Genomic DNA, 21,687 nt, shown 5'->3' on the forward strand with positions numbered 1-21,687 from the left:
GGGAGCCTATGCGAGGGGAACCTATGGAGGAGGGGTGGACAACACAGCGAGGCCAAGAACCTTCCTCATCTCTCGTCGATCACGGGCATGGGGCCTCCGTCGCCATGCCACTTCTGGAGGAAGGCCGGCTGCCGTGTCACATCCACCAGTTCGATACGGCCGCCAATGCTGTCCAAGCGGTGGTACGCGAAGGGCCGGCCATAGGGGCAACCGGAGAAGTCAACGGTGAAACCCTCGTCGTCCAGCCGCTGTGAACCCTGCTGGACAGAGCTTGTCCAGTAGCCCAGATGGTCGAACCGGGCTCCTTGCGAGGCATCCCAAGGACTCCCCGCGGGCCCCTCGATCAGCTCGATGAACGGTGGTCCGCCGCGGGTGAAGGCGATGCGGAAGTCCCACTCGCCAAGCCGGTCAGCCACCGGAGCACCCCACTCAACCCCCACGGACCTCCCAAGGTCCTGCATAGCCCTCTCGATATCCGGCACAACGAAGCACACATGGTAGAACGCAGTCATCAGCTCATGATCGAGCAGATGCCGAAGCCATGTCTGCTGTTTTTCCGGGGCGGACGTTGCACGACACGGTGAGAGCCTGCCGGCAATGTCCGCCTCCAAAGGCCGACCACGCCGGCACTGTCGTATCCGGGCGATCAGTAGCCTCACCCCCATGGGACTGGACATCACGGTGATGATCGTTGACTGGTCATGGCTGGGGGAGGCGCCGCCCCGGGAGCGGTTGTCGCGGTTGAGGGATGCCTGGTACGCCGATGAGACGGGGCTGTGGAACCACGGCACACCGGCGGTCACGGGTGACTGGGAATGGCCGCGGGGGCCTGACGCCGCCTTCTTCGCCGTGTACGAGTTCCTGCGCACCTGCGGCTCGTTCAAGCCCCACTTCTGGGCCGGGGAACGGTGGGAGTCCCTCCAGAAGCGACCGGTGTCCTTCACCAGGAGCACCTGATGCTGCCCCGGCAGGGGGCCTGGCGCCACCACAACTCGGCTCAGCCCCAGGTCTCTCCGCTGACAAGGGAGGGGCCGAAGTGACGGGCAGCCACGGAGGCGATCGTCGGTACGGCACCTTCTTCCGCCGTGTGTTTGAAGGTGTGGACGATGCAGGTGCGCACCGGGTGGACCGGCCCGCCGGGGCCCCCGGAGTCGTTGGTGGCGAGGGGCCGGACTTGCGTGCGGGCCAGGGCGAAACAGACCAGCGTGGTGCGGGAGTCCGTGAACCGGAAGTGGTCAACGATGGCCCGGTTGCCGAAGTCGAGGCAGTCGAAGACGACGGCGACGTCCTGGTCCCCATACGGCGCCTGTTGCAGGGCCGGCAGCGCGTCGAGGATCGCGTCACTACGAGCGAGCAGACGGGCCTGTTCGTGCGAATCGCCCCACGGGGGCGGGGCGTTGTCCCGGAACTCTTCAGGGACCTCCTCCGAGCGCAGCAGCGTGCCCACGGCCGGGCGGTCCCATCGCGCCTGTCCGCTGACGCTGCCCCAGTTCAGGCTCGCGTTGACACAGAGTTCGCCCGCAATCAGCGCCCAAGGCGTACGGACCACACGCTCGCGCGCAAGGTCGACCACAAGCCGGCCGAATGCCTCCCGGGGCAGTAGGCCCGGCTCTTCAGGTGCCATGAACGCATCGGTCCAGATTCCCATGCGACAGGTTGTACCGAGCGAATCCGTGTGAAGCCAACCTGGTATGTCACGCCGTGACGTGCGGGCGGATCGCTTCCGGGGAGCGTCAGGGCTACCGCCTCGCCAGGACCCGAACGCGAGCCGAGGAGCCCGCCAAGGCGGGCCGACGGCTGACGGTAGCCGTCTTGGCCGCCGCCACCCGCACGGGCGGCGTGCGATCAGAAAACACCCGAATTACCCGTGCTCTGCCTGTTTGTTGGGCGGGCTGAGCTTCCTTGTTTTCCATTCGTCTGCGGTCATTCGCCAGATGACATGAGTCCCCGATTCGCCAGGAGCTCTGGGCCCGTCAGGTGCTTGTATACGGTCAACCTCAGTGAATCCCAAGCGGCGGGCGACGGCTCCGCCGGCCGGGTTGGCGGCATCGTGATGGATTTCGATGCGGTCGATGCCCGTGAGCTGGAGGCCCTGGTGAACAAGAGCCGCAGTGGCCATCGTGGCCATGCCTCTTCCGGTCCAATCCGGGTGAAGCCAGTAGCCGATATCGAAGCCACCCTCACCGATGCGGCGCATGAGATCGCAGCTGCCGATCACCGCGGCGTCTGACGTGATGGCATAGCCGAATGCTTGCCCGGTCTCCCACTCTGACTGTCTCCGGGCGAGAAAGTCAGAGGTTTGCTGTCTGCCAGGGTTGGCTGCCCAAGGCATCCACGGCAGCAGGTGGTCCAGAGACTCGTAGATCGCCCGTTCCAAGGCGTCGAGATCGCTCATGCGCCACCGGCGCAGTTCAACCTGGTCAGAACTGAGGCTTTCGGCAGGCTCTTCCATGCACCGGATGCTTTCGCAGCCCAGCCGGGGCCGACAACCCATTACCAGCTGGTCGCTGCGGATCCAGGCCTGGTAGCCGGAAACCGGAAACCTGGCAGGATGTGGCGGATGCGAGCGAACGGCACGGCGTTATCACCCGTCACAGCACTGCTGACCCTTTGCCTGGGGGCTGCTTTTGTGGTCGCGAGCCAGGCTCAGCCGGCGGCCGCGAGCGCTTTCCCGCCGCGGCCGGTGGCGTCGCCGGCACGTACGCCGGTGGCCGTCACACCCGCGACCGCGAACATCCGGCTCACCGAGGGGCAGGTCGGCGAGGTCGCGCCGGGTGGCACCCTCATCTATCCCGGTGTGACCAGCTGTCTGACGGTGACCGTTCGCCTCCGGGATGGCGGAAAAGTGGGCGCGCACGCCAGCCTCTTCCAGGTGCCGGGGGAGTACCGGTCGGACCGGATCCTCGCCGCGGTAAAACAGCGGACCGGGGCGAGGAGGGTACGCGCGGTGGAGGTCAGGGGCGCCGTCGGTGCCTGGGCCCCGAGCTACTTCACCAAGGCGATCGAGAGTTACGCGGAGGGCGAGCGGGTGCCCGTCCCTGCTGGGCCCGACCCGGAGGGCCTGGCCAGGGCGGTGGCGGACGGACTCGGACAGTCGAGGGGAAAGGTCACGGTCGAGGATCTGCCCGACGGCGACCAAAGGGTGGACTGAGCCGAGCCGACATCCGTGGGCCGCCTCGACGCTCTATGCGGCGCCGGAATGTCGGTCCGCGCACCCATGGCCCCACCGCGGACTTCGGTCACACCGTGGTCGTCACCGGCTCTCCCGTGCTTGGTCGTATCGAGGTGACCCGGAGTCAGAAGGCTTTTTGCAGCTGTGCGCCGGGCGTGATGCGGCCGTGCGGGGTTCGGGCAGGCGCCAGGCCAGCGCGGCCGGCACGAGGAGGATGCCGATCAGCGTGGCGAGCACGGCGCGGATGCCCCAGGCGTCGGCGAGCATGCCGAACAGCGGCGACAGGAGCCCGCCCGCCGACAGGGTGACGCCGAGCGTCAGTCCGCTCGCCGTGCCGATGCGGTGGGGCAGGTAGTCCTGCGCCAGCGTGACCTGCGCGGCGAACGGCACGAACAGGACCGTGCCGTAGAGGAAGGCGCAGACGAGCACCCCGGCGATCTGCGGCATGAGCACCACGCCGGCGACGGCGAGGGCGGAGACGAGATAGCCGTAGCGCAGGGCGGTCAGGCGGCCCCAGCGCTCGGCGCTCCACCCGCCCGCCAGCGTGCCGACGACGCCGCCCGCGCTGAACGCGGTGAGGGTCGCCGAGCCGGTGGCCGCCGAGACGCCGAATCGGCTGATCACGTACAGCGCGGCGAGCGACCCCATGACGACGTAGGGAATCGACCAGAACACCGAGATGACGGAGAGCGTGCCGAAGGCCCGCCAGTTGTCCGAGGGGCCGGTCTGTGCCGCCTTGCCGTCAACGCCCGTGGTGCGAGGGGGCGTTGTGGTGATGACCTGCCAGGAGCGCCGGGTCACCAGGCAGACCGCGCCCATCACGACGGCGGGCACGGCGAGCAGCCAGGTGCTGGAGACACCGGCGCCGTTGATCACCACGGACACAAAGAGCGGGGCGAAGGCGACGCCGATATTGCCGCCGACGGCGAAGACGCTCATCGACCGTGCGTCGCCGCCGCCGAGGGTGCGTGCCGCCATCGCGCCCGCCGGGTGGAACGCCGCCAGCCCGATGCCGGCGAGCGCGACCGCGATCCACGTCCACACATACGCGTCGCCCAGGCCGGACAGGCCCACCCCGACTCCCGCAGTGACCATCCCGGCCGGCACCAGCCAGCCCATCGGCCGACGGTCGGCCAGCAGTCCGACCAGTGGCTGTATCAGGCTGGACAGTCCGGTGGCGGCCAACGTGATCCCGGTGATCAGGGTGTAGCTGTAACCACGTCCGGCCTGGAGGAACGGCAGCAACGCGGGGACCGCGCCCTGGTACATGTCGTTGACCCCATGGGCCACGGTGAGCAGCCCCAGCTCTCTCTTGTTCTTCATACGTCCCCCGTTGGGTGGTGGATGGTCTCCGGGGCTCCGGTCCCGGATCGACGCCGCATCAGGACCGCCCTCCCCGCGGCCCCGCACGGCGTACGGTTCGCCTCTGGCTCACGACGAGATGCACGGCTCACTTCTGGTCAGGACGAGGCGTACGGCGCGCAGGCCACCGCGTCACCGGGCTCGGTGCCCAGATGAAGCGCGAGGTGGACGCCCTGATAATCCGGCCTCCGGCGAATCGGACGCGCCGGCCTTTCTCGCTTTCATGGCTCCCTCCCCCGCCCGTGCCTGTGCACGGCATTTCTCTCCGGCGCGTGGCCTCGCCGAATATGCGATGGCCCCTTCAGGCCCTTGGTTGAATTCTGTATAGATGAATTGAGCTTCAGGGATTTCGTGTACGCCGGCCGTCTTCACGCACCTCGGTCCCTGCAGACGCTAATCGAATGCCGAGGGTCAACACTGGGAATCTTGCAGGGATCTGTCAAGGGCAAACAGAGCTTTCACCGCTGACACCGCCGGCCGGGGGCGCGGGCGCCTGGACCGGCCCGGACAGCGCGTGGCCGCGCCCGCCGCGGCGCGCTGCGACCGGGCGCCGGCCATTCCGGGCGGGTGAATCACGATGAATCACGGTGGATCGACGAACGTACCCCGAGAAATCAAGAGATGGCGATATGAAGTCGGTCGAAGGTGACCAATTCCAGGGAACTCCGGAAAGTGGGATGTGTCTGAAACGCGGCAGAGGACGCGACTGGGCTCACCTCGAATAGGCCGAAACGCACCCGTCGTCGTGCCGGGGATGGCCGGATCCTTACCCGCCCTGGCGGCACTGGCAGTGGGACGTGCGGCCATGGTGCCGGGCGGCGTGCGGTTCGGGTGTGCGCGGAACAGGTAGTGGTACGCGTATTTCTCCCCTGTCCAGGACTGCAGGGTGCCGAGAGAGTGGGGGAACTGCTGCTTCCGGTCCCTGTGTCTGCGGCTGCCGGGAGTGGGACAGCGAGGCCGTCGCGTGGACGGCTCGGGCGAGGTGGCAGATCGCGTGGCTGATCGGTCCGCCGTCGGCCGCGGCCGGTTCCGGGACGGTGGCCTCCTGCCCCGGTACCGGGGGACCCCATCCGCTGCGGGTGACGGAGCCCCCGAGCCGCAGAGCGTCACGCATCCAGAGGAAGAGGTAAGAGACCATGACCACTGCTTTCGATCCGATCGTCCTGGGCGGCAAGCGCCTGGCCAGCCGCGTCGTGATGGCGCCGATGACCCGCAGCCGTGCGTTCGGTCCCGGCGCCGAGCCGACGGAGCTGGCGGCCCCCGGGTGGGCCCGCGGATCTCGCCCGGGAACGTCTACAACGACATCTCCGAGGACGACCCGACCGAGGTCTACGCGGCGCTGCTGGACCGGCTCGCCGCCCTGGACCTGGCCTATCTGCACCTGATGGAGGGCCCGGACCGTTCCCTGACCGCGCGGCTGCGCAAGGCCTGGCCCGGCACGTTCGTCCTCAACCCGTTCACCTACCCGGATGCCAGCGGTCCGGACGCGCAGACGCTGGTCGAGGACGGCAGCGCGGACATGGTCGCCTACGGGGCGCTGCGAACCGGTTCCCCGCCCTTTCGCTCCTCGGGCCGCAAGCCGGCAAACCCCCGGCCGGCTGCGGCCCACCCACCGCATACCGCACCACCCGTGAGGACAAGGACCGAGAACCGATGGCAGCCCGCACCACCCTCGCGCCGCTGACCGCCGATGCGGATCTCACCGCCGCGTTCGAGGTCCTCGGCCAGAAGTGGAACGGCATCATCCTCCACACCCTGGCCACCCGCCCCGCCCCGCCCCGCCCCGCCCGGTTCGGCGAACTGTGCACCGCCATCGACCGCATCAGCGTGAAGATGCTCGCCGGCCGGCTGCGCGAACTCCTCGACGCCGGTCTCATCACCCACGACCGGCTCCCGCCCGGGCCCGCCACCTACACACTCACCACCGACGGCCGGGCGCTGCTGCCCGGCCTGGAGCGGATCCGCTCCTGGTCGCAGTGCCGAAGAACCGCGTGACCCCGTTACTCCTCGTTACTCCACGAAGAATGGAACGCACCATGTCAGCACGGACTCTGCCCGAAGCGACCTTCTCGCGCACCGTCCTGGGGTCCGGCCCCGGCCTCGCCCTCGCCCACGGCGCAGGCAGCAGCGTGGCCGGTACCTACGGCCCGATTCTCGAAGGCCTGGCCGCCCGCCACACCGTCGTCGGTGTCGACTACCCCGGCAGCGGCGACACCCCCCCCGCTCCACCACACCGCTGCAGCTGGACGACCTGGCCGACCAGCTCGTCGCCGCCGTCGCCGAGGGCCTGGACACCTTCGCCCTGTCCGGCTACTCCCTCGGCGGCCCCGTCGCCCTCCGCGCCGCCGCCCGCCACCCCGAACGCGTCACCGCCCTCGTGCTGACCGCCACCTTCCCCCACCGGGACAACCGGCTCGCGCTCGCCCTGCCCGTCTGGCGCAAGCTGGCCGAGTCGGGCAACCGCGAACTGCTGGCCGAGTATCTGACGATGATGGCCCTGGGCGCCGACGCGCTGCAGGCGATGCCGGACGAGCAGATCCAGCAGGCGATCGGATTCACCGCCGCCAGTGTCGCGGAGGGCACCCCCGAGCACGCAGAGCTCGCCCCCCGGGCCGACGTCCGCGACGACCTGCCGCACATCAAGGCACCCACCCTGGTCATCTCCACCACCCAGGACTGGTTCACCTCCACCCGCCTGCACCACCAGCTCGCCGACACCATCCCCGGCGCCCAGCTCGTGGAGATCCCCACCGGCCACCTGCCCATGGTGGAACGCCCCGAGGAATGGCAGAAGCTCATCACCGGCTTCCTCGGCCGGCACCGCGCCTGAGACTCACCGCTGGTGGGGGCCATGCCGAGGACGAGGCGACCCCCGCCAGCGGTGCCAGGCATGTCGGAAGGTCACGTAAGGATGTGCGGCGACAGGCCTCTGGCGCTGCTGCGCCGGCCGGGGGCGGGCTGCGGCCGGAGGCCACCCGGCAGGCCGTGCACGCCGCAGCGCAGTCGGGACAGCGCCTGCGAGCGGACCTCGCCGCTCGGGGCCGTCGAATGGCTCGCGCCCGACGCGGCCGCCCGCTGGAAGAGGCCGCCGGGCATCTGCTCGCCGCCGAGCCCGACGGCAGGGACTGGGTGGTCGGCGCGCTGTGTGCCGCCGCACGCCTGGCTGCGGCACGCGGCGACTCCGAGAGGACTGTGGCCTACCTGCGGCGTGCGCTGCGCGAACCCCCTTCGTCCGGGCAGGAGATCCTGCCGGCCGAACTCGGCCGTGCCGAGGCGCCGGCTCACCCGGCAGCCGCAGTCCGCCACTTGTGCGCGTCGCGTCGGCCGGCGGGCAGCAGGTGACCGATGCGAAACGACTGCTGGCATCCTCAAGGCTTTTGACGCTCACCGGCCCCGGCGGAGTGGGCAAGACGCGCCTTGCCGTGCATGTGGCCGCTGCTGTGCGACGGAGTTTCCGGGACGGTGTGCGCTTCATCGAGCTGGCTGAATTGCGCGATTCCGCTCTCTTCGCGCACACGGTGGCCGCACAACTCGGCCTGCACGACCAGCCCTCGTGCACCACGATCGACGTGATCATCGAATACCTCGCCTCCCACGAGGTGCTTCTCACGCTCGATAACTGTGAGCATCTGATCGACGACTGCGCGCTGTTCATCGATGGCGTCATTCGAGCGTGTCCGAAGGTGCAGATCCTGGCGACGAGCCGGCAGTCGCTCGGCGTGTACGGCGAGACGACCTTGGTGGTTCCTCCGCTGCCGGTACCCAGCCCGGAAGCAGTGTCGTCGCCGGATGCGCTGACGCAGTACGACGCGGTGAACCTGTTCGTCGATCGGGCCGGCGCCGTGCTGCCCGGCTTCCGTCTCCGTAGCCAGGACTGCGCAGCAATCGCGCGACTGTGCCGCGCGCTCGACGGGATCCCGCTGGCGATCGAGCTGGCCACGGTGTGGCTGCGCGCACTCTCGCTCGGCCAGATCGAGGAGCGCCTGTCCGAGCGCTACCGCCTGCTCACCGTCAGCCCCCGGAACGCACCCACACGGCAACGCACGCTGCAAGCGCTGATCGACTGGAGCTACGACCTGTGCGCGGGGCCCGAGCAAGAGTTGTGGGCCCGGGCATCAGTATTCTCCGGCAGCTTCGACCTGGACGGCATCGAATATGTCGGCGCCATTGAGGGGATCACGCCGGAGGAGATACGGAATATCGTGCTCTCCCTCGTCGACAAATCCATCCTGATCCGCGACGAGCGCGAGGGCTGTGTGCGCTATCGGATGCTGGAGACCCTACGGGAGTACGGCGAGGCGCGGCTTGTCGCGGCCGGCGAGCAGGATGCCCTTCACCGTCGTCATCGCGACTGGTACGTCCGCATGGTGGAGCAATTCCAGGCCGAGTGGATGGGACCGGATCAGGATTCCTGGATTCTGCGGCTGCGACGCGAGCACGCCAACTTGCGCGAGGCCCTGGGCTTCTGTCTCACCCAGCCCGATGACGCCGTCCTCGCGCTGCGCATGGCGGACAAACTGGGGACCTACTTGGGTGTCCAGGGCTTCAACGGCGTGACGCGTCACTGGCTCGATCAAGCGCTGGCGGCAAGCCCCGAGCCTTCGCCGGAGCGCACCTCGGCGTTGCGCCGAAACGCGTGGGTGGCACTGCTGCAAGGCGACGTCGACGCCGCACAGGCGCAGCTCGTCGAGGCCGCTGAGCTGGCCGGGAAACTCGGCCTCACGAAGGAAAGCGCGTACGTGACGCTCGTGGAGGGGATGAAAGCCGCCTCCTCAGGAGACATCGAGAAGGCATCGCTGCTCACCGCCGACGCCCTGTCCGGGTTCGGCTCGGGGCACGACCTCAGCGGCAAGCTCCTCGCGATGTCCATCCACGGACTCATCCTCGGGCACCAGGGGGAGCGCGAACGGGGCCTGGCCCTCCTGAAGGAAGCAGTTGCCCTCACCGTGCAGCGCGGAGAGGTGATCTGGCGTTCCTGGGCACTGCTGGCCCTCTCCTTCGTCGAGCTCGACCACGACCTGGCGCACGCGGAGGCCGCAGCGCGCGAGGCCCTGAACCTGCGCCGCCGGGTGAGCGCCAAGTTCCTGATGGCCTTCGCGTGCGAAATCCTCTCCTGGGTGAGTGAACGGCAGGCGCGCCATGTCCGGGCAGCGACCCTGAGCGGTGCCGCCGCCGCCATGTGGCGGACGGTCGGCACCTCACCGGACTATTTCCACCCGGTGGGAGTGGTGCACCGGCAGCACCTCGGCGTGGTCCGTGCGGCGATGGGCGACGACCGCTTCGACACCGCGTTCCAGCGTGGCTACGACCTGTCCGAAGAGGCAGCACTCGACTACGTGCTAGGGACGGTGACCTCGACCGGCGAGCAACGGCAAGCGAGTGGTGAGGGTGCAGACTTGACGCCGAGAGAGCGGCAGATCGCCCAGCTGGTATCCGAGGGCTTGACCAACAAGGAGATCGCAGCGCGCCTGGTCATTGCCCCCCGCACGGCCGAGGGACACGTTCAACGCATCCTCACCAAGCTCGGGTTCAGCTCCCGTGCACACATTGCCGCCTGGTACGTCAGCGGACAGAACGTCCGGGAACTGCCCATTCCCTCGAACTGACTGCGGCGTCCTTCCTGTGCGGTGCGGCAGCTGCGCGACGTGCCGTTGGGCGGACACGAGGAACAGAGAGGAATAGAGCAGGGTTGCCATCGCCTCCAACGAAAGGGTTTTGCGCGTGCCGTCGTCCGGATGATGGGGTGGCATGGTGACCAACCACGATGAGGCGGCGGCTGTCCGACCGTTGACACTGGCTTGGGTGAGCCGGCACCTGGAGGCCGGCGAACGGATCGTCAGAACCCAGGCGCTGCACGGCGGCATCACCGCTCAAATGCGGCGGCTAACCATCGGCAGGCGGGACGGAGGCACCCGTGACCTGGTGCTGCGGACCTTCGTCAACGTGGAGCATGCCGAGGACTGGCTGACCAGGGAGGCCGGGACCCTGACCCTGCTCACCGGGACCGGCGTGCCGGCTCCTGGACTGATCGCGGTTGATCCGACCGCCGCGCATTGCGCGTATCCATCGCTCCTTATGACACATCTGGCGGGCCGGACGGTCCTGGATGACGAGGGATTGGAAGCGCGCGTCCCTCTGCTGGCCCGTCAACTCGTGGCGATCCACGCGCTGCGACCCGCCCAGCGGCCCCGGGGCTATGAGGCATGGACGACCGCCGACACCGTCGTGGTTCCGAAGGGCGCCGACACGGCGGCATGGGCCGCGGCGATCGACGTGATCCGCAGGCCCGCGCCGCCCTATGAAGGGCGATTCCTGCACCGGGACTTCCAGCCCGGCAACGTGCTGTTCGACGTGCCGCCCCCAAGGCAGGCAGGTCCCCGGATCACCGGCGTCGTCGACTGGGCAGCGACCTCCTGGGGCCCGGCGGATCTCGACGTGGCGCACTGCTCCACCAATCTCGCGCAGCAGCATCGCCCGCCGTGACCACTTCCCGTGATCTGTGACGGAATCCAGGTCTCGCCTACAAAGCCGGCCCAGCGCCTATTCGTGCGTCGCGGGACGCCGAGTCAGGCTGGAAAGGTACGAGCGCAGGTGCCGATGGAGACCTTGCGCTTCTCGAAGTGCGCGAGGAACGCGGCCCCTTCCTCCTCGGTGGGGGCCCGATACTCTTCGCTGGGTCGGGTGGCCCTGCGGCGGGCGAGGAAGGAGCGCTGGGCCGAGTAGCGATCGCACGCGGGCGGCGCTCAGCCGGCCAGGGCCTGCGGCGACCCCCGACCGGCAGTAGCGGCGTCCCACCTCCAGGCTCCCGAAGGGCTACTCCCTGGCAGGGTCGGCGCCCGGCCGCTTGACGATCCGATCGTTGACCTCGATCGACTTCCAGAGTCGGCGGCTGATCCGGACCTTTACGGAGGCGCCATCGGCAAGGCGGACTTCGACGAAGTGGTACATGTTCGAGCCGTCAAGCATTCCCCGGGACTTGTTGGTGACGATGCCTTCCCAGTGGTCGTCTCGTCCGATTTCATGAGATTTGAACATGCTGTCAGCTTACGAGGATCGGCCGTCGGCCCTGTAGGTCCTTGAGTCATGTCCTGGGGATGACATATGTCCTGCCAGGCCACCGCAGCGGTTCACTGCCGGGAGCGGTGCGCGGCCTGGATGCCCTGTCCAGAGCGTCCAGAAGGTCGACGGCAGGCTCCGTACTCAGGGCGGCGCCACACCGGTTCCCCGGACGTGCGGGCTGACGCCGGACTCGGCGGCCGCCTCACCAGGGCGAGAATGCGCGAGCCGTCGGCCGGCAATCAACCGTCGGCGGCAAGACGGTTCAGCCACTCCGCCAGCAGATGTTGCTCGGCGCTGCTGAGGTCCGTCTGTTCGGGCAGTGCGGCGCGCAGGGCGCGGGCGGCGCCGGCCGGACCCGGGTCCTTCACGGCCGGCTCCTGGTTGGTGACGGTGGTGACCATGCACTCCCGAAGAGTGGCCAACAGGGCCGGGTTGCGCCGGTCCTGGGGCAGGGACAGCCAGGTGAGCACTGCGCCGCGCGCCGTGGCGTGGATGATCTGGGCCGCGAGTTCCTCATCGACGCGAAGCCGGCCGCCGGCGGCGAGGCGCCGGATGCGGCCCATCAGGATCTCCATGCCGGCCTTGAAGGCGGCCGAGGTGGTCCTGGTGGGTCCGGCGTACATCAGCGTGAACAGCGCGGGATGGGCCAGACCGAACTCGACCGCGACGTCCCAGCCGGCCCTCAGGTCCTCAATGGGGTCCCGGGGGTCGGGGTCGACGTGCTTGGTGGCGAGAAACGCGGCGAAGCCGTGCTCGGCCACCGCGTCGAGCAGCCCGTCCTTGTCGCCGAACAGCCGGTAGATGGCCGGCGGCTGCAGGCCCGCCGCATCAGCGACCGCGCGGGTGGTGACCGCGTCGCGCCCCGCGCGCGTCAGCAGGTCGATAGCCGCATCGATGACCCGCTGCCGGGTCTGCTCCCGGCTCGGGGAGGCGGTATCGGGCTTGACGGCGGTGGCGTCGTCCCGGCCGCGTGAACGTGGTGGCATGAATCGATGATACCGCATCGATGGTTCCATCGTTATTATCGGTGATATCTTCGAGGCGTTTCCATTGGAATCACGTCGTCGCAACACTGGAGCGCATCATGATCATCGTGACCGGAGCCACCGGACAGCTGGGGCGTCAGATCGTCGAAAGGCTGCTTACGCGCGTGCCGGCGGACCGAGTCGGCGTCAGCGTCCGCGACCCGCAGAAGGCGCAGATGTTCGCCGACCGAGGGGTACGGGTACGACCGGGCAGCTTCACCGACGCCACCGGCCTTGCGCACGCCTTCGAGGGTGCCTCGCAGGTGCTCATCGTCTCCGTCGACAAAATGGGCGAGGAATGCGTCAGACAGCACCGCACCGCGATCGAGGCGGCCGTCACGGCGGGCGCCCGTCGCATCCTCTACACCAGTCAGATGGGGGCAAGCGCCACGTCGCACTTCCAGGCCTGCCGCGACCATGCCGCCACAGAGGAGGCACTGCGCGCCTGCGGTGTGCCGTTCACCTCACTGCGCAACGGCTTCTACGCCACCAGCGCGGTGCACTTCCTCGGCAACGCGGCGGAGTCCGGCCGGTTCGCGCTCCCCGCGGACGGGCCGGTCGCCTGGACCGCGCACGCCGACCTCGCCGACGCAACCGCCGCCATCCTGGCCGACGAAGGCCGCTTCGACGGCCCCACGCCGCCGCTCACGGGGGGACAGGCGCTCACCTTCGACGACATCGCCGCCCTCGCCACCGAGCTCAGGGGGCGCACCGTCACGCGGACCACCGACCCCGACGATCAGTTCCGGGAGCAGATGGTGGGCCAAGGCGTCCCCACAGAGGTGGCGGACCAGTTGCTCGGCATCTTCGCCGCCAGCCGTGCCGGCGAGTTCGCCACCGTCGACCCGACACTGGCCGCCCTGCTCGGCCGCGAGCCCATCACCCTGGGCACGGTGCTGCGCGAGCAGCTGTCCGAAGGCTGATCCACGACGGGCGCCGGATGCCGATGCCCGGACCTGGCCATGCCGACCGCCGGACAGCGCTCTCCGCGTGAGCGGAGTGAGCTGATGGGCGGCTGGCCCCGCCCGGGCCCGTGTCCCGTTCCGCGGCCCCGCTCCGTCTCAGTCGTCCGCTCGGCGTTTTCTCAGGCGTGCGCCGAAGCCGACCAGCGCTGCGGCCGTGCCTGTCACGAGGACGCCCAACGTCAGTGCGACCGGGTGCTTGGGGTCCGGGCCGCCGTGCTTGCCGTCCGGCGGGCTCGTCGGGTCGCTCCGCGGTGTGTCGACTGTCGGTGCTCCCGGTGAAGGGGACGGGGAGCGGGGTGGCACGGATCCGGTCGTGCTGGGTGACGGGTCCGGTGTGGCGGTCGTATGCGACGTCGAACGGCCGGTCCCCGCTCCCGGCCGCGTGCCCGTGGCCGACCCGCCGGAGGTTCCGGAACCGCTCCCGTCGGGCCCCGTCCCGGACCCCGTTCCCGTTCCCCTTCCTGTCCCCGTCCCCGTCCCTGCTCCTGTCCCCGTCCCCGTCCCCGTCCCTGCCCCTGTCCCCGGCCCCGGCCTCGTCACCGTCTCTGTCGGCTTCACCGCCTTCGTGACGACGAGCGAGTGCAGGACCGTGTTCTGTCCGGGGGCTACCGTGCAGGCCGCGTTCATCGTGCCCACCTGCGTCAGATTGCCGTGCGCGTCCCTCGGGGTGAGGTGCAGGCCGAGGTCGCCGACGGTGACCTTCGCGTTGCCCGGCCGGGTGAAGGTGACGGCGGGCGCGGTGCCCTTGGCGGACATATCGAACGCACCGAAGGCCGGGATGGGGGTCCGGGGGATCCTCATGGGCACGGACAGGCGTCTGTCGACCCGCGGCGCGGACACGGCGGCGGTCCCGTCCACGGAGCCTTCCAGGGTCCTCGCGCCGACGAGCGGAGCCAGCCCGGTGAAGCTCGCGTCCACCGTCGCCACGCCGTTCACGGCGGCTCTCGGGCTGGAGTCGCCGGCTTCGATCGAACTGGGGAGGTCCGTGCTGATCCTCATCGTCACCGGCGCGGTGCCGATCCCCGTGAATGCGCAGGTGTAGCTCAGCTTGATCGACACCGGTTGCGCGGCGGCGGGCGGGGTGCCCCATGTCGCCACGATGCCCAGCGCGGCCGTCATCGCTCCGGCGACTCCCAGGGCTGCCGCTCCGGTGCCGTACGTCCGCGTGCCGCCGCGGGCGGTGCCGCACCCGGCGCTCATCGGCTCCCGCCTTCCGCCGGCTGTTCGTGTTGCCGGTGGGCCTCGGCGAGGCGGTCCCGCAGCCGTGCGTGGCGGAACTGGTAGACCGCGCCGGCCTGGCGCAGTACGCCTCGAGTGCGGGCGTCGTCCAGGAAGGCGTTCACCCTCCAGGGGAGGCGTCCTGACAGGGGCAGCCAGAGGCGGACCAGGACCAGCCACCGGCCCCACGCGGTCAGCGTGCCGACCCCGACCGCGGCCGCGAGTCCCGCCCCGATCCCGGACGGGAGGCCGAGGGCGAAGCCGTTGAAATGCGTGACAGCGGTTCCGAATCCGAGGCCGAGGACCAGCCCCACCACGGCCACCTGGACGAGCACGATGGTGCGGTTCGTGCGCAAGAGGTCCGTCGCGCTGACCGATTCCTCCGGCTTGGCGTCCGTCTCGAGCCAGGCCACCAGCGCGGCGGTGATCCCGACCGACAGTCCGATCAGGGGCCCGGCCACGAGCCAGTTCCCGAAGAGCAGGGCGGCCACGGGCCAGGGGTAGGACAGGAGCATCGTGTAGACCGCGAATCCGCCACCCAGGACGATCCCGAAGATCAGTCCGCCGGCCAGCCCGCCGCCGACTCTGGGGAGGAGGCTCTCCCGCACTCTCCTCGCCCTCACCCCTCTCGCCTCGCCGCGGATCCGGATCTGCATGCGGGACGGCTTGAACGCGCCGCCGACCTTGAGTTTCGACGCGAATCCGTGCATGAGCCCGAAGGTCAGCCCGATTCCCAGCATGTTCAGGAACATGGTCAGGAGCGCCGCCGGGGGGTTGCTCATGAGGGCAAGGACGAGTGCCACCGCAGTACCCGGCACGAGCCCGCACAGGATCCCGGAGACGACCATGCGCGCGGGCAGGCTCATGGTCGTGCCCAGCTGCCACCACTCGATGTCCTGTGCGCCGATGACGTGTGCGTCCGGCTTCTGTGCGTCCGTCTTCTGTTTCGTCAGGTGCGTGGCGAGATAGCCGAGCCAGTGGCCTGCGCGCTCGGCGCTCCAGCGTCGGCGTTTCGGGACGGACAGGTTGAGGAGGGGGTCGTACGTCCTCGGGACGAAGGCGTCCAGGAGGTGCTTCTCCAGCGCGTCCTGGGAGCTGGACTCTGCGAGTTTCAGCAAGCATTCAGGATCGCCGCCGGACGCGTGGAAGGCCTCGGCCATGGTGAGCATCAGGGGAGTGGTCAGTACGGTGGTGAGCCGGGCGGCGGCCGGTTCACCACAGTGGCTGCTCAACCGGTCCAGGACGGGCGCCCATCCGGCCGAGGCGTCGAGGCGGGCGGAGCAGTCGTCGACGGTGAGGTCCGTCAGTTCGATCCCCGGAAAGAGCTCTTCGCCTGGCTTGACGCCGCTGAGCGCTTCGTGGCGGCTCGTCAGCAGCAGCGGCAGATGGAAGGCCCCGAGGTGCCGCAGCGCGGGTTGGTAAAGATCCTCCGCCATCTCGTCGAACCCGTCCAGGACCGCCAGCACGTGGCCCATGACGATCAGTTGAGTGGCCCATGTCTGTCTATGGGGGAGCCGCCTGGCCAGGAAGGGGTGGTCCCGCTCCAGGCGGTCGATCAGCCAGTCCCGCAGGGGCGTGGCGGTGGGGTCCCATGATCCCGGACTGAAGATCACCGGCACTGGCCCCTCGTCGGTCCAGCCGGCGTCCTCCAACCGGGCCTGCGCGAAGCGCCGGACCAGGATGGTCTTCCCCGAGCCGGCCCGGCCCAGCACCAGCAGTTGGCTGCGCCCTTCCTCCCGGTAGACAGCCGCGATGTTCTTCAGCGGACCTGCCAGGTCCAGTGGGGAAGCGTCCGCCAGTGCCGCCGAGGTCTCCCGGGCGCCGTTCCTCCGGCCGGTCAACTTCTCGGGTGCCGCTCGGCAGTGCACGGGCAGTGGATGCCCGCTCCGCAGCTGCTGCTGAACCTGGTCCTGTCCCAGGTCGGCGAGGACCCTTTGTCTGAGGGTATGGAGGTTCTCGGTCAGCGTGGCCATGTGGCGGCCCGACCCGGAGACGATCGTTGCGGTGCCGGTGATAATGGGCGCGTGGTTGTCCCTTCCCACGGCGACGGAGCGGGTGCCGTCCGCTCGTGCCCCGGGCCGGTCACTCACCGGCGGAGGGCGCCCCCCGCGCCGTCGCCGGTGGAGATGTGCCCCGAATTGTCCCCGCCCACGGCAACGGAGCGCTCGCCCTCGGCGTGGACGGCGGGAGGAGGCGGAGGCGCCGGGAGGAGGGCCGAGAGTTCCTCGGCGAGGTCCGGCATGTCCGTGAGCGCCGTGCGCAGCGCGAGCCTCAACTCCACGCGGCGCAGGGTGAGCATGTCCGGGTCCGCGCCCGCGCCCGCCTCCGCGAGGCGTACGACCGCGGTGCGCACGGGGTCGGAGTCAGGGGCCGTGTCGACGTCATGATTCAGGAGCCTGCGGATGAGGCGCTGCCCCAGCTGTACGGTCGCATGGGCGGCCTCGTCCTGGGTTCTGGTCAGCACGCTCATGCCGTAGGCGGCGGCCGCGGCTTCGGCGGCCGGCGCGATCTGGTCGAGCAGGGCAGTGGTGTCCAGCACGGGTAATCCTCTTGCCGCACAAGCGAGTTCGGTCCTCGATGCTACCCATGCGGGCACCCCCTTCAAGCGGTTCGGCCGCGTACGTTCGAAAACATGCCAGACTCGATCTCTTTTTGGGTGTTCGGGATCGAATTCACCTGCCGTGCGATCACTTTCGGAAGTCCAGTCGGCCCACGCGCCCCTGTTGGAGCCAACCCCTCGGACCGGCCCGCCTATTCGGGTGTTACCCGCGCGTAGGGTCGGCAGTGGCGTGAGTGAGAATAGGGACACCGACGAGGGGCTGACGGGGCTTCAGCCTGGTCCCTCTCTCCCTGAATGCAACGAGGAGTTTCTGTGAACCGCACCTACACCGCCCGCATACGACGTGTCGCGCTCACCGCGGCTGCCGGTGTAGCGCTCGCGGCGACTGTCACCGCCTGCGACAAGGATGGCGGTAGCGGGTCGGCCTCGGCCGGCGGTTCCGCGGCGTCCGCCAAGGCCACCGCGGAATCGTCGAGCGGTGCGCCCCAGGAGGGCTCCGGCAGCGGCAAGGAGGCCGGTGCGTCCTCGAACGGGGGCACGTCGGCGAAGGACGGTTCGTCCTCGTCGGGCTCCAAGCCCGGCCCGTCCGGTGACAAGAAGGGCTACGGGCAGGCATGCGGGGCCGGCGATCTGAAGTTCTCGGCGCGCTCCGAGACCCAGGCGGGCGGCTACATCCTGTTGTCCGCCCGCGCCAAGCCCGGCATCACCTGCACGATCCCCAGCGGGCTGCCCTCGGTCTCCTTCGGATCCAAGGGCATCGAGGCGCAACCCGCCGAGCAGGCGGTCGGCCCGGCGGTCACGCTCAGCGGCTCCAAGACCGCCTACGCCGGGGTCAACCCCAAGACCACCAACAACAATGACGGCGTCGAGTTCACGTTCCTCATCGCGGCCATTGGCACCTCCGACCCGAACCCGGCGAGCGTCTCCACCGGCTCCGTCACCGTAGACAAGCCCATCGTCACCAACTGGCACACCACACCCACCGACGCCGTCCCCGGCGACGGCACGGACAACTGACGCCTTAACAGCACGGCCCCGATCCGGACACCGGAGTCGGGGCCGCACTGTGTTCGCAGGGGACTGGAACAACCGTTGGGGAACAGGTAGGCGTAACGCCGGTTAGGGCCTTCAGGTCAGGTTCAGCCCGCCGTCCATCACGATGACCTCGCCGGTGAGATAGGTGCTGGCGATCACCGACGCCACCAGGTCGGCCACGTCGGCGGGCTGTGCCGGACGGCCACGGTGGTGCGAGCACGAGAGGCTGCGTGAACAGGGCCACCCTGTTCGACTGATCACGGCGACCGTGCTGGTCACCGTTCTCCACGACTGGCTGTGACCAGCACCGCCCCGGAGTGGCGTCAGCAGTGGCCCAGTACATTGACCACCCGACCGTTAGGGTCGCGGACGAAGAACCGCCGCACACCCCACTCCTCGTCCTGCAAGGGGTGCACGATCTCCGCGCCGCGCTCCTGCATGACCGCGTAGGCCGCATCCACGTCGTCCACCTCGACGCTCATGTCAGGGGTGACGGGCGCGGTCTTGTCGCCGGCCATGAAGCTGACCTGTGCGGCAGGACTGGACGGGGAAGCGAGCGTCATGATCCAGCCGTGGTTCATGGCCTCCTCGAATCCGAGCAGGCCATAGAAATCCCGGCTCTCCTGCACAGCCACTGACTGGACGTTGGGCACGACACGGAGAACGGCCATCGAAAGACTCCCCTTGAGAACGGCTGGCTCCCTGTAACTCCCCAGAGGTATCAAGACATACCCGCCTTCGCATGCACTTTCGCAACAGGCCCCGGTACGGCAGGGGGCGAGTTCTGATCGCTCACCATTACCACCATCTCGCCGGCAGCCACCGTGACCAGGAGCCCGACGTCACCGTGGAGCCGTGCGGCAGGAACCCGGTCCCGGTGACCGCGGAGAGCAGCGAGGACAGCTCGGTGCGCGCCCGCTTGGGCTTGAGCCGCACTACTCACCGAGGGCGTGTTTGAGTGCTTCGTCGAGTAGCTCTCGCAGGGCCGAGGAGGTCGGTGCGACGGCGGTGGCGAGCATTGCCGGGCCGCCGGCCAGCGGCGCGAGGACCGCACAGCCGTCCTTGGTCGCTTCGCGGAGCAGGAGGGGAGCACGCCTGAAGTCCAGCTCTGGGTCCACGACGAGGAGTTGGCCGACGGCGCGGTGTCCGTCCAGGACCGCGGGGCCGTCCCATCCGGGCTCCAGGTCCCCGTAGGCGGTGTGCTGGTCGAGCAGCAGGCGGCCGGCGTGGCGGACCCGGATGCGGCTGACGAGGTGGCCCGGCTTCTCGTTGGCTCTGCCCAGGATTTGCTCCTCGCGCAGCAGCAGCCGCGAGGTCGCGGCGAGGTTGACGGTGTAGGTCTGGTGCAGGTTGCTGTCGGCGGCGCTGATCAGCGGCTGCGGCAGCCAGCGCAGGCACGCGTGCTCCCCGGCGGTCAGCCGTACGTCGTAGGTGGCCGGCGCGGTGGTGGGACCGCGGAGGGCGAGTGTGGCGGCGGCCGTGGTGACGTCCAGTTCGGCGCGGTCTTCGGCGGTGATGTCGAGGGCGAGTCGGTCGCCGCCGAGCGGGGCGCTCATCGCACCGATGATTCCCACCCTGGCGGCCTTCCCGCTGGTGCGCATGCGTCGTAGATGGAACGGGCCGTCGCTGCGCAGTTGCGGGAGCGTGGTGACGCGTCCGTTGTACGTGGCGCGCATGCGGGCGGTGGCATGCACGCCGTCCGGGTGTCCGCAGGTTTCTTCGGTGCCGGCGGCGGGGACGGCGGGTTCGAACGGGGAACTGGGTTCGGAGAGTTGGGCGCCGGGGCTCATGCCGCCGCCTTCGCGCGCCACCGGGTGAGGTGCCCGGTAACCCAGTCGGCGATCTCGCGGATGCCGTCGTCGGAGGTGAGGCTGGTGAAGATGACGGGAAGGTCGCCGCGTTGCCGTTGGGCATCGGCCGCCATGGTGGCGAGGTCGGCACCGACGTGCGAAGCGAGGTCGGTCTTGTTGACGACGAGGAGGTCGGCGGTGGTGATGCCGGGGCCTCCCTTGCGGGGGATGTCGTCGCCGCTGGAGACGTCGATGACGAAGATCTGCACGTCGACGAGGCCCTTGGAGAAGGTGGCGGTGAGGTTGTCGCCGCCGGACTCGATGAGCACGAGGTCGAGGGGTCGGAGGGTCTCGTCGAAGTGCTCGACGGCCTCCAGGTTGGCGGAGATGTCGTCGCGGATCGCGGTGTGCGGGCAGGCTCCGGTCTCCACCGCGGCGATCCGCTCGGGCGGCAGCACGGCCTCGCGCAGCAGGAACTCGGCGTCCTCGCGGGTGTAGATGTCGTTGGTGACGACGGCGAGGGAGAGTGTGTCGCGCAGGGTGCGGCAGAGCGCGGCGACACTGGCGGTCTTGCCGGAACCGACGGGACCACCCAGGCCGACGCGGAAGGCTCGGCGGCTGCCGTCCGCGCGCCGTGGCTCGGCGCTGTAGGTATGGCGGTGGGGCATGGTCACGGGGTGATCGAGGTGCATGGAAGCTCCGGAAGGGAAGGGTGGGTTCAGGAGGCGAAGAGCCGTACGGTCCAGGCGGCGTGCTGCTCTGCTGTGATGTCCAGCAGGGGAGAGGACGCGGACGGCAGGGCGTCCGGGCCCTCGGTTGCCACGCGGGCCGCCGCGTCGGCGGCGGCCGCGGCGACGGCGTTGGTCTCCGCGCTGAGGCGTGCCAGCAGCCGCGAGGCGTCGAGCGGGTCGAGGCTGAGCAGGCGCACCGCTGCGGTGGCTGGGCCGCCGACGGTCTCGTACGCTGCGGCACAGGCGGCGTCCTTCGGGGTGAGCCCGGCGGCCCGGGCAGCGAGGCCCTGGACGAGGGGCTGATGGGCACCCTGGGGTCGCTCGGCGGCCAGGCGGTCGAGTTCGGCGGACGGGAAGGTGGCGCGTGCCGCGCGCATCATCTGCCGGCCGAGCCTGCGGGCCACGGCGCGCAGCGCGGGAACGGGAGTGCGTGCGTCGGCAGCGTCGTCCAGCGCCAGGGGATCGCATCCGGCGGCGGCCGCGGCAGCCAGGCCGGCCGTGGTCAGACCGGTGGTGTGCAGGCGCCCGCGACAGAAGGCTTCGAGGCTGTCGATGTCGTGTACGGCTTTGCGGGCCACTGCGGCTTCGACGCCGCCGGAGTGGGCGTACCCGCCGGCGGGGAAACGGCCGTCGGCCAGCAGGAGCAGTGCGGCACGGCTCATGGGCGAGCGGCTGCCTTTCGCAGGTGCGGATGGTGGGCCGTGGTTCGGGCAGGCACGGGTGCCTGCCCGAACCACGGCCGCGGTGACGACGTCGTCGGCCGGGCAAGG

23 protein-coding genes and 1 pseudogene are annotated in these 21,687 nt (G+C 69.6%); 10 read left to right on the top strand and 14 right to left on the bottom strand.

Features of this window, described 5'->3' with window-relative positions; genetic code table 11:
• Positions 1–65 precede the first annotated feature (65 nt).
• Complete coding sequence (locus OHS81_RS32805) at positions 66–512, bottom strand: VOC family protein (protein ID WP_328389287.1); 447 nt, start codon at positions 510–512, stop codon at positions 66–68.
• A gap of 151 nt (positions 513–663) precedes the next feature.
• On the opposite strand from OHS81_RS32805, the gene OHS81_RS32810 reads away from it, so the two are divergent.
• On the top strand, positions 664–957 hold the full coding sequence (locus tag OHS81_RS32810; protein WP_328389289.1) for a hypothetical protein: 294 nt from the start codon (positions 664–666) through the stop codon (positions 955–957).
• Between the two features lie 40 nt (positions 958–997).
• Here the strand turns inward: OHS81_RS32810 and OHS81_RS32815 are convergent, their stop codons facing one another.
• Positions 998–1,648, bottom strand: coding sequence for a hypothetical protein (locus OHS81_RS32815; protein ID WP_328389291.1), 651 nt, complete (start codon positions 1,646–1,648; stop codon positions 998–1,000).
• A 213-nt stretch (positions 1,649–1,861) separates the two neighbouring features.
• Complete coding sequence (locus OHS81_RS32820; protein ID WP_328389293.1) at positions 1,862–2,452, bottom strand: GNAT family N-acetyltransferase; 591 nt, start codon at positions 2,450–2,452, stop codon at positions 1,862–1,864.
• Positions 2,453–2,707: 255 nt separating this feature from the next.
• On the opposite strand from OHS81_RS32820, the gene OHS81_RS32825 reads away from it, so the two are divergent.
• A complete protein-coding gene (locus OHS81_RS32825; RefSeq protein ID WP_328389295.1) occupies positions 2,708–3,151 on the top strand; it encodes a hypothetical protein in 444 nt (147 codons plus the stop codon).
• A gap of 102 nt (positions 3,152–3,253) precedes the next feature.
• On the opposite strand, the gene OHS81_RS32830 is transcribed toward OHS81_RS32825, so the two are convergent.
• Positions 3,254–4,495, bottom strand: coding sequence for an MFS transporter (locus OHS81_RS32830; RefSeq protein ID WP_328389297.1), 1,242 nt, complete (start codon positions 4,493–4,495; stop codon positions 3,254–3,256).
• A 1,303-nt stretch (positions 4,496–5,798) separates the two neighbouring features.
• Here OHS81_RS32830 and OHS81_RS32835 point away from each other — a divergent pair.
• The 6 genes and pseudogenes from OHS81_RS32835 to OHS81_RS32860 all read left to right on the top strand — a co-directional run.
• Positions 5,799–6,218: a hypothetical protein gene (locus tag OHS81_RS32835; RefSeq protein ID WP_328389299.1), complete on the top strand. Its 420-nt coding sequence runs from the start codon at positions 5,799–5,801 to the stop codon at positions 6,216–6,218.
• Positions 6,188–6,529: a winged helix-turn-helix transcriptional regulator gene (locus tag OHS81_RS32840; RefSeq protein ID WP_328389301.1), complete on the top strand. Its 342-nt coding sequence runs from the start codon at positions 6,188–6,190 to the stop codon at positions 6,527–6,529. Before OHS81_RS32835 ends, OHS81_RS32840 begins: the two co-directional genes overlap by 31 nt.
• A gap of 247 nt (positions 6,530–6,776) precedes the next feature.
• Positions 6,777–7,364 carry an alpha/beta fold hydrolase gene (locus tag OHS81_RS32845; RefSeq protein ID WP_328391587.1) on the top strand — a complete coding sequence of 196 codons (588 nt, stop codon included), beginning with the start codon at positions 6,777–6,779 and terminating at the stop codon, positions 7,362–7,364.
• Positions 7,365–7,582: 218 nt separating this feature from the next.
• Positions 7,583–7,876 (top strand): hypothetical protein, encoded by a 294-nt coding sequence (locus tag OHS81_RS32850; protein WP_328389303.1) that lies wholly within the window; start codon positions 7,583–7,585, stop codon positions 7,874–7,876.
• Positions 7,843–10,140 (top strand): ATP-binding protein, encoded by a 2,298-nt coding sequence (locus OHS81_RS32855; protein ID WP_328389304.1) that lies wholly within the window; start codon positions 7,843–7,845, stop codon positions 10,138–10,140. The genes OHS81_RS32850 and OHS81_RS32855 overlap by 34 nt, the downstream gene beginning before the upstream one ends.
• A 142-nt stretch (positions 10,141–10,282) precedes the next feature.
• Positions 10,283–11,011 (top strand): annotated as a pseudogene (locus tag OHS81_RS32860) (phosphotransferase family protein); the annotation flags it as partial.
• Between the two features lie 336 nt (positions 11,012–11,347).
• Here the strand turns inward: OHS81_RS32860 and OHS81_RS32865 are convergent.
• Together OHS81_RS32865 and OHS81_RS32870 are read right to left on the bottom strand one after the other, a co-directional pair.
• Positions 11,348–11,569, bottom strand: a complete 222-nt coding sequence (locus OHS81_RS32865; protein ID WP_328389305.1) for a DUF7489 domain-containing protein — start codon at positions 11,567–11,569, stop codon at positions 11,348–11,350.
• 263 nt (positions 11,570–11,832) lie between these two features.
• Positions 11,833–12,579 (bottom strand): TetR/AcrR family transcriptional regulator, encoded by a 747-nt coding sequence (locus OHS81_RS32870; protein ID WP_328389307.1) that lies wholly within the window; start codon positions 12,577–12,579, stop codon positions 11,833–11,835.
• Positions 12,580–12,677: 98 nt separating this feature from the next.
• On the opposite strand from OHS81_RS32870, the gene OHS81_RS32875 reads away from it, so the two are divergent.
• Positions 12,678–13,541 (top strand): SDR family oxidoreductase, encoded by an 864-nt coding sequence (locus OHS81_RS32875; RefSeq protein ID WP_328389309.1) that lies wholly within the window; start codon positions 12,678–12,680, stop codon positions 13,539–13,541.
• Positions 13,542–13,679: 138 nt separating this feature from the next.
• On the opposite strand, the gene OHS81_RS32880 is transcribed toward OHS81_RS32875, so the two are convergent.
• The 3 genes from OHS81_RS32880 to OHS81_RS32890 are packed head-to-tail and all read right to left on the bottom strand — an operon-like array spanning position 13,680 to position 17,340.
• The gene (locus OHS81_RS32880; RefSeq protein WP_328389311.1) at positions 13,680–14,783 is read right to left on the bottom strand and encodes a DUF6801 domain-containing protein; all 1,104 of its coding nucleotides are present in this window, start codon (positions 14,781–14,783) and stop codon (positions 13,680–13,682) included.
• The gene (locus OHS81_RS32885) at positions 14,780–16,891 is read right to left on the bottom strand and encodes an NACHT domain-containing protein (RefSeq protein ID WP_328389313.1); all 2,112 of its coding nucleotides are present in this window, start codon (positions 16,889–16,891) and stop codon (positions 14,780–14,782) included. Before OHS81_RS32885 ends, OHS81_RS32880 begins: the two co-directional genes overlap by 4 nt.
• The gene (locus OHS81_RS32890) at positions 16,888–17,340 is read right to left on the bottom strand and encodes a hypothetical protein (RefSeq protein WP_328389315.1); all 453 of its coding nucleotides are present in this window, start codon (positions 17,338–17,340) and stop codon (positions 16,888–16,890) included. Before OHS81_RS32890 ends, OHS81_RS32885 begins: the two co-directional genes overlap by 4 nt.
• Before the next feature lie 333 nt (positions 17,341–17,673).
• Between OHS81_RS32890 and OHS81_RS32895 the strand changes: the two genes are divergently transcribed.
• Complete coding sequence (locus OHS81_RS32895) at positions 17,674–18,378, top strand: DUF4232 domain-containing protein (protein WP_328389317.1); 705 nt, start codon at positions 17,674–17,676, stop codon at positions 18,376–18,378.
• A 111-nt stretch (positions 18,379–18,489) separates the two neighbouring features.
• On the opposite strand, the gene OHS81_RS32900 is transcribed toward OHS81_RS32895, so the two are convergent.
• The 5 genes from OHS81_RS32900 to OHS81_RS32920 form a co-directional block, all read right to left on the bottom strand.
• Entirely contained in the window at positions 18,490–18,675 is a 186-nt protein-coding gene (locus tag OHS81_RS32900; RefSeq protein WP_328389319.1) for a hypothetical protein, read from the bottom strand.
• A gap of 44 nt (positions 18,676–18,719) precedes the next feature.
• Positions 18,720–19,067: a VOC family protein gene (locus tag OHS81_RS32905; RefSeq protein WP_328389321.1), complete on the bottom strand. Its 348-nt coding sequence runs from the start codon at positions 19,065–19,067 to the stop codon at positions 18,720–18,722.
• Positions 19,068–19,331: 264 nt separating this feature from the next.
• On the bottom strand, positions 19,332–20,186 hold the full coding sequence (locus OHS81_RS32910) for an urease accessory protein UreD (protein WP_328389323.1): 855 nt from the start codon (positions 20,184–20,186) through the stop codon (positions 19,332–19,334).
• Positions 20,183–20,878 carry an urease accessory protein UreG gene (gene ureG / locus OHS81_RS32915; RefSeq protein WP_328389325.1) on the bottom strand — a complete coding sequence of 232 codons (696 nt, stop codon included), beginning with the start codon at positions 20,876–20,878 and terminating at the stop codon, positions 20,183–20,185. The genes OHS81_RS32910 and ureG overlap by 4 nt, the downstream gene beginning before the upstream one ends.
• Before the next feature lie 26 nt (positions 20,879–20,904).
• On the bottom strand, positions 20,905–21,579 hold the full coding sequence (locus OHS81_RS32920) for an urease accessory protein UreF (RefSeq protein ID WP_328389327.1): 675 nt from the start codon (positions 21,577–21,579) through the stop codon (positions 20,905–20,907).
• Between the last annotated feature and the right edge of the window lie 108 nt (positions 21,580–21,687).

Origin of the sequence: Streptomyces sp. NBC_00400 (assembly GCF_036048035.1) — a bacterium.
GTDB lineage: Bacteria > Actinomycetota > Actinomycetes > Streptomycetales > Streptomycetaceae > Streptomyces.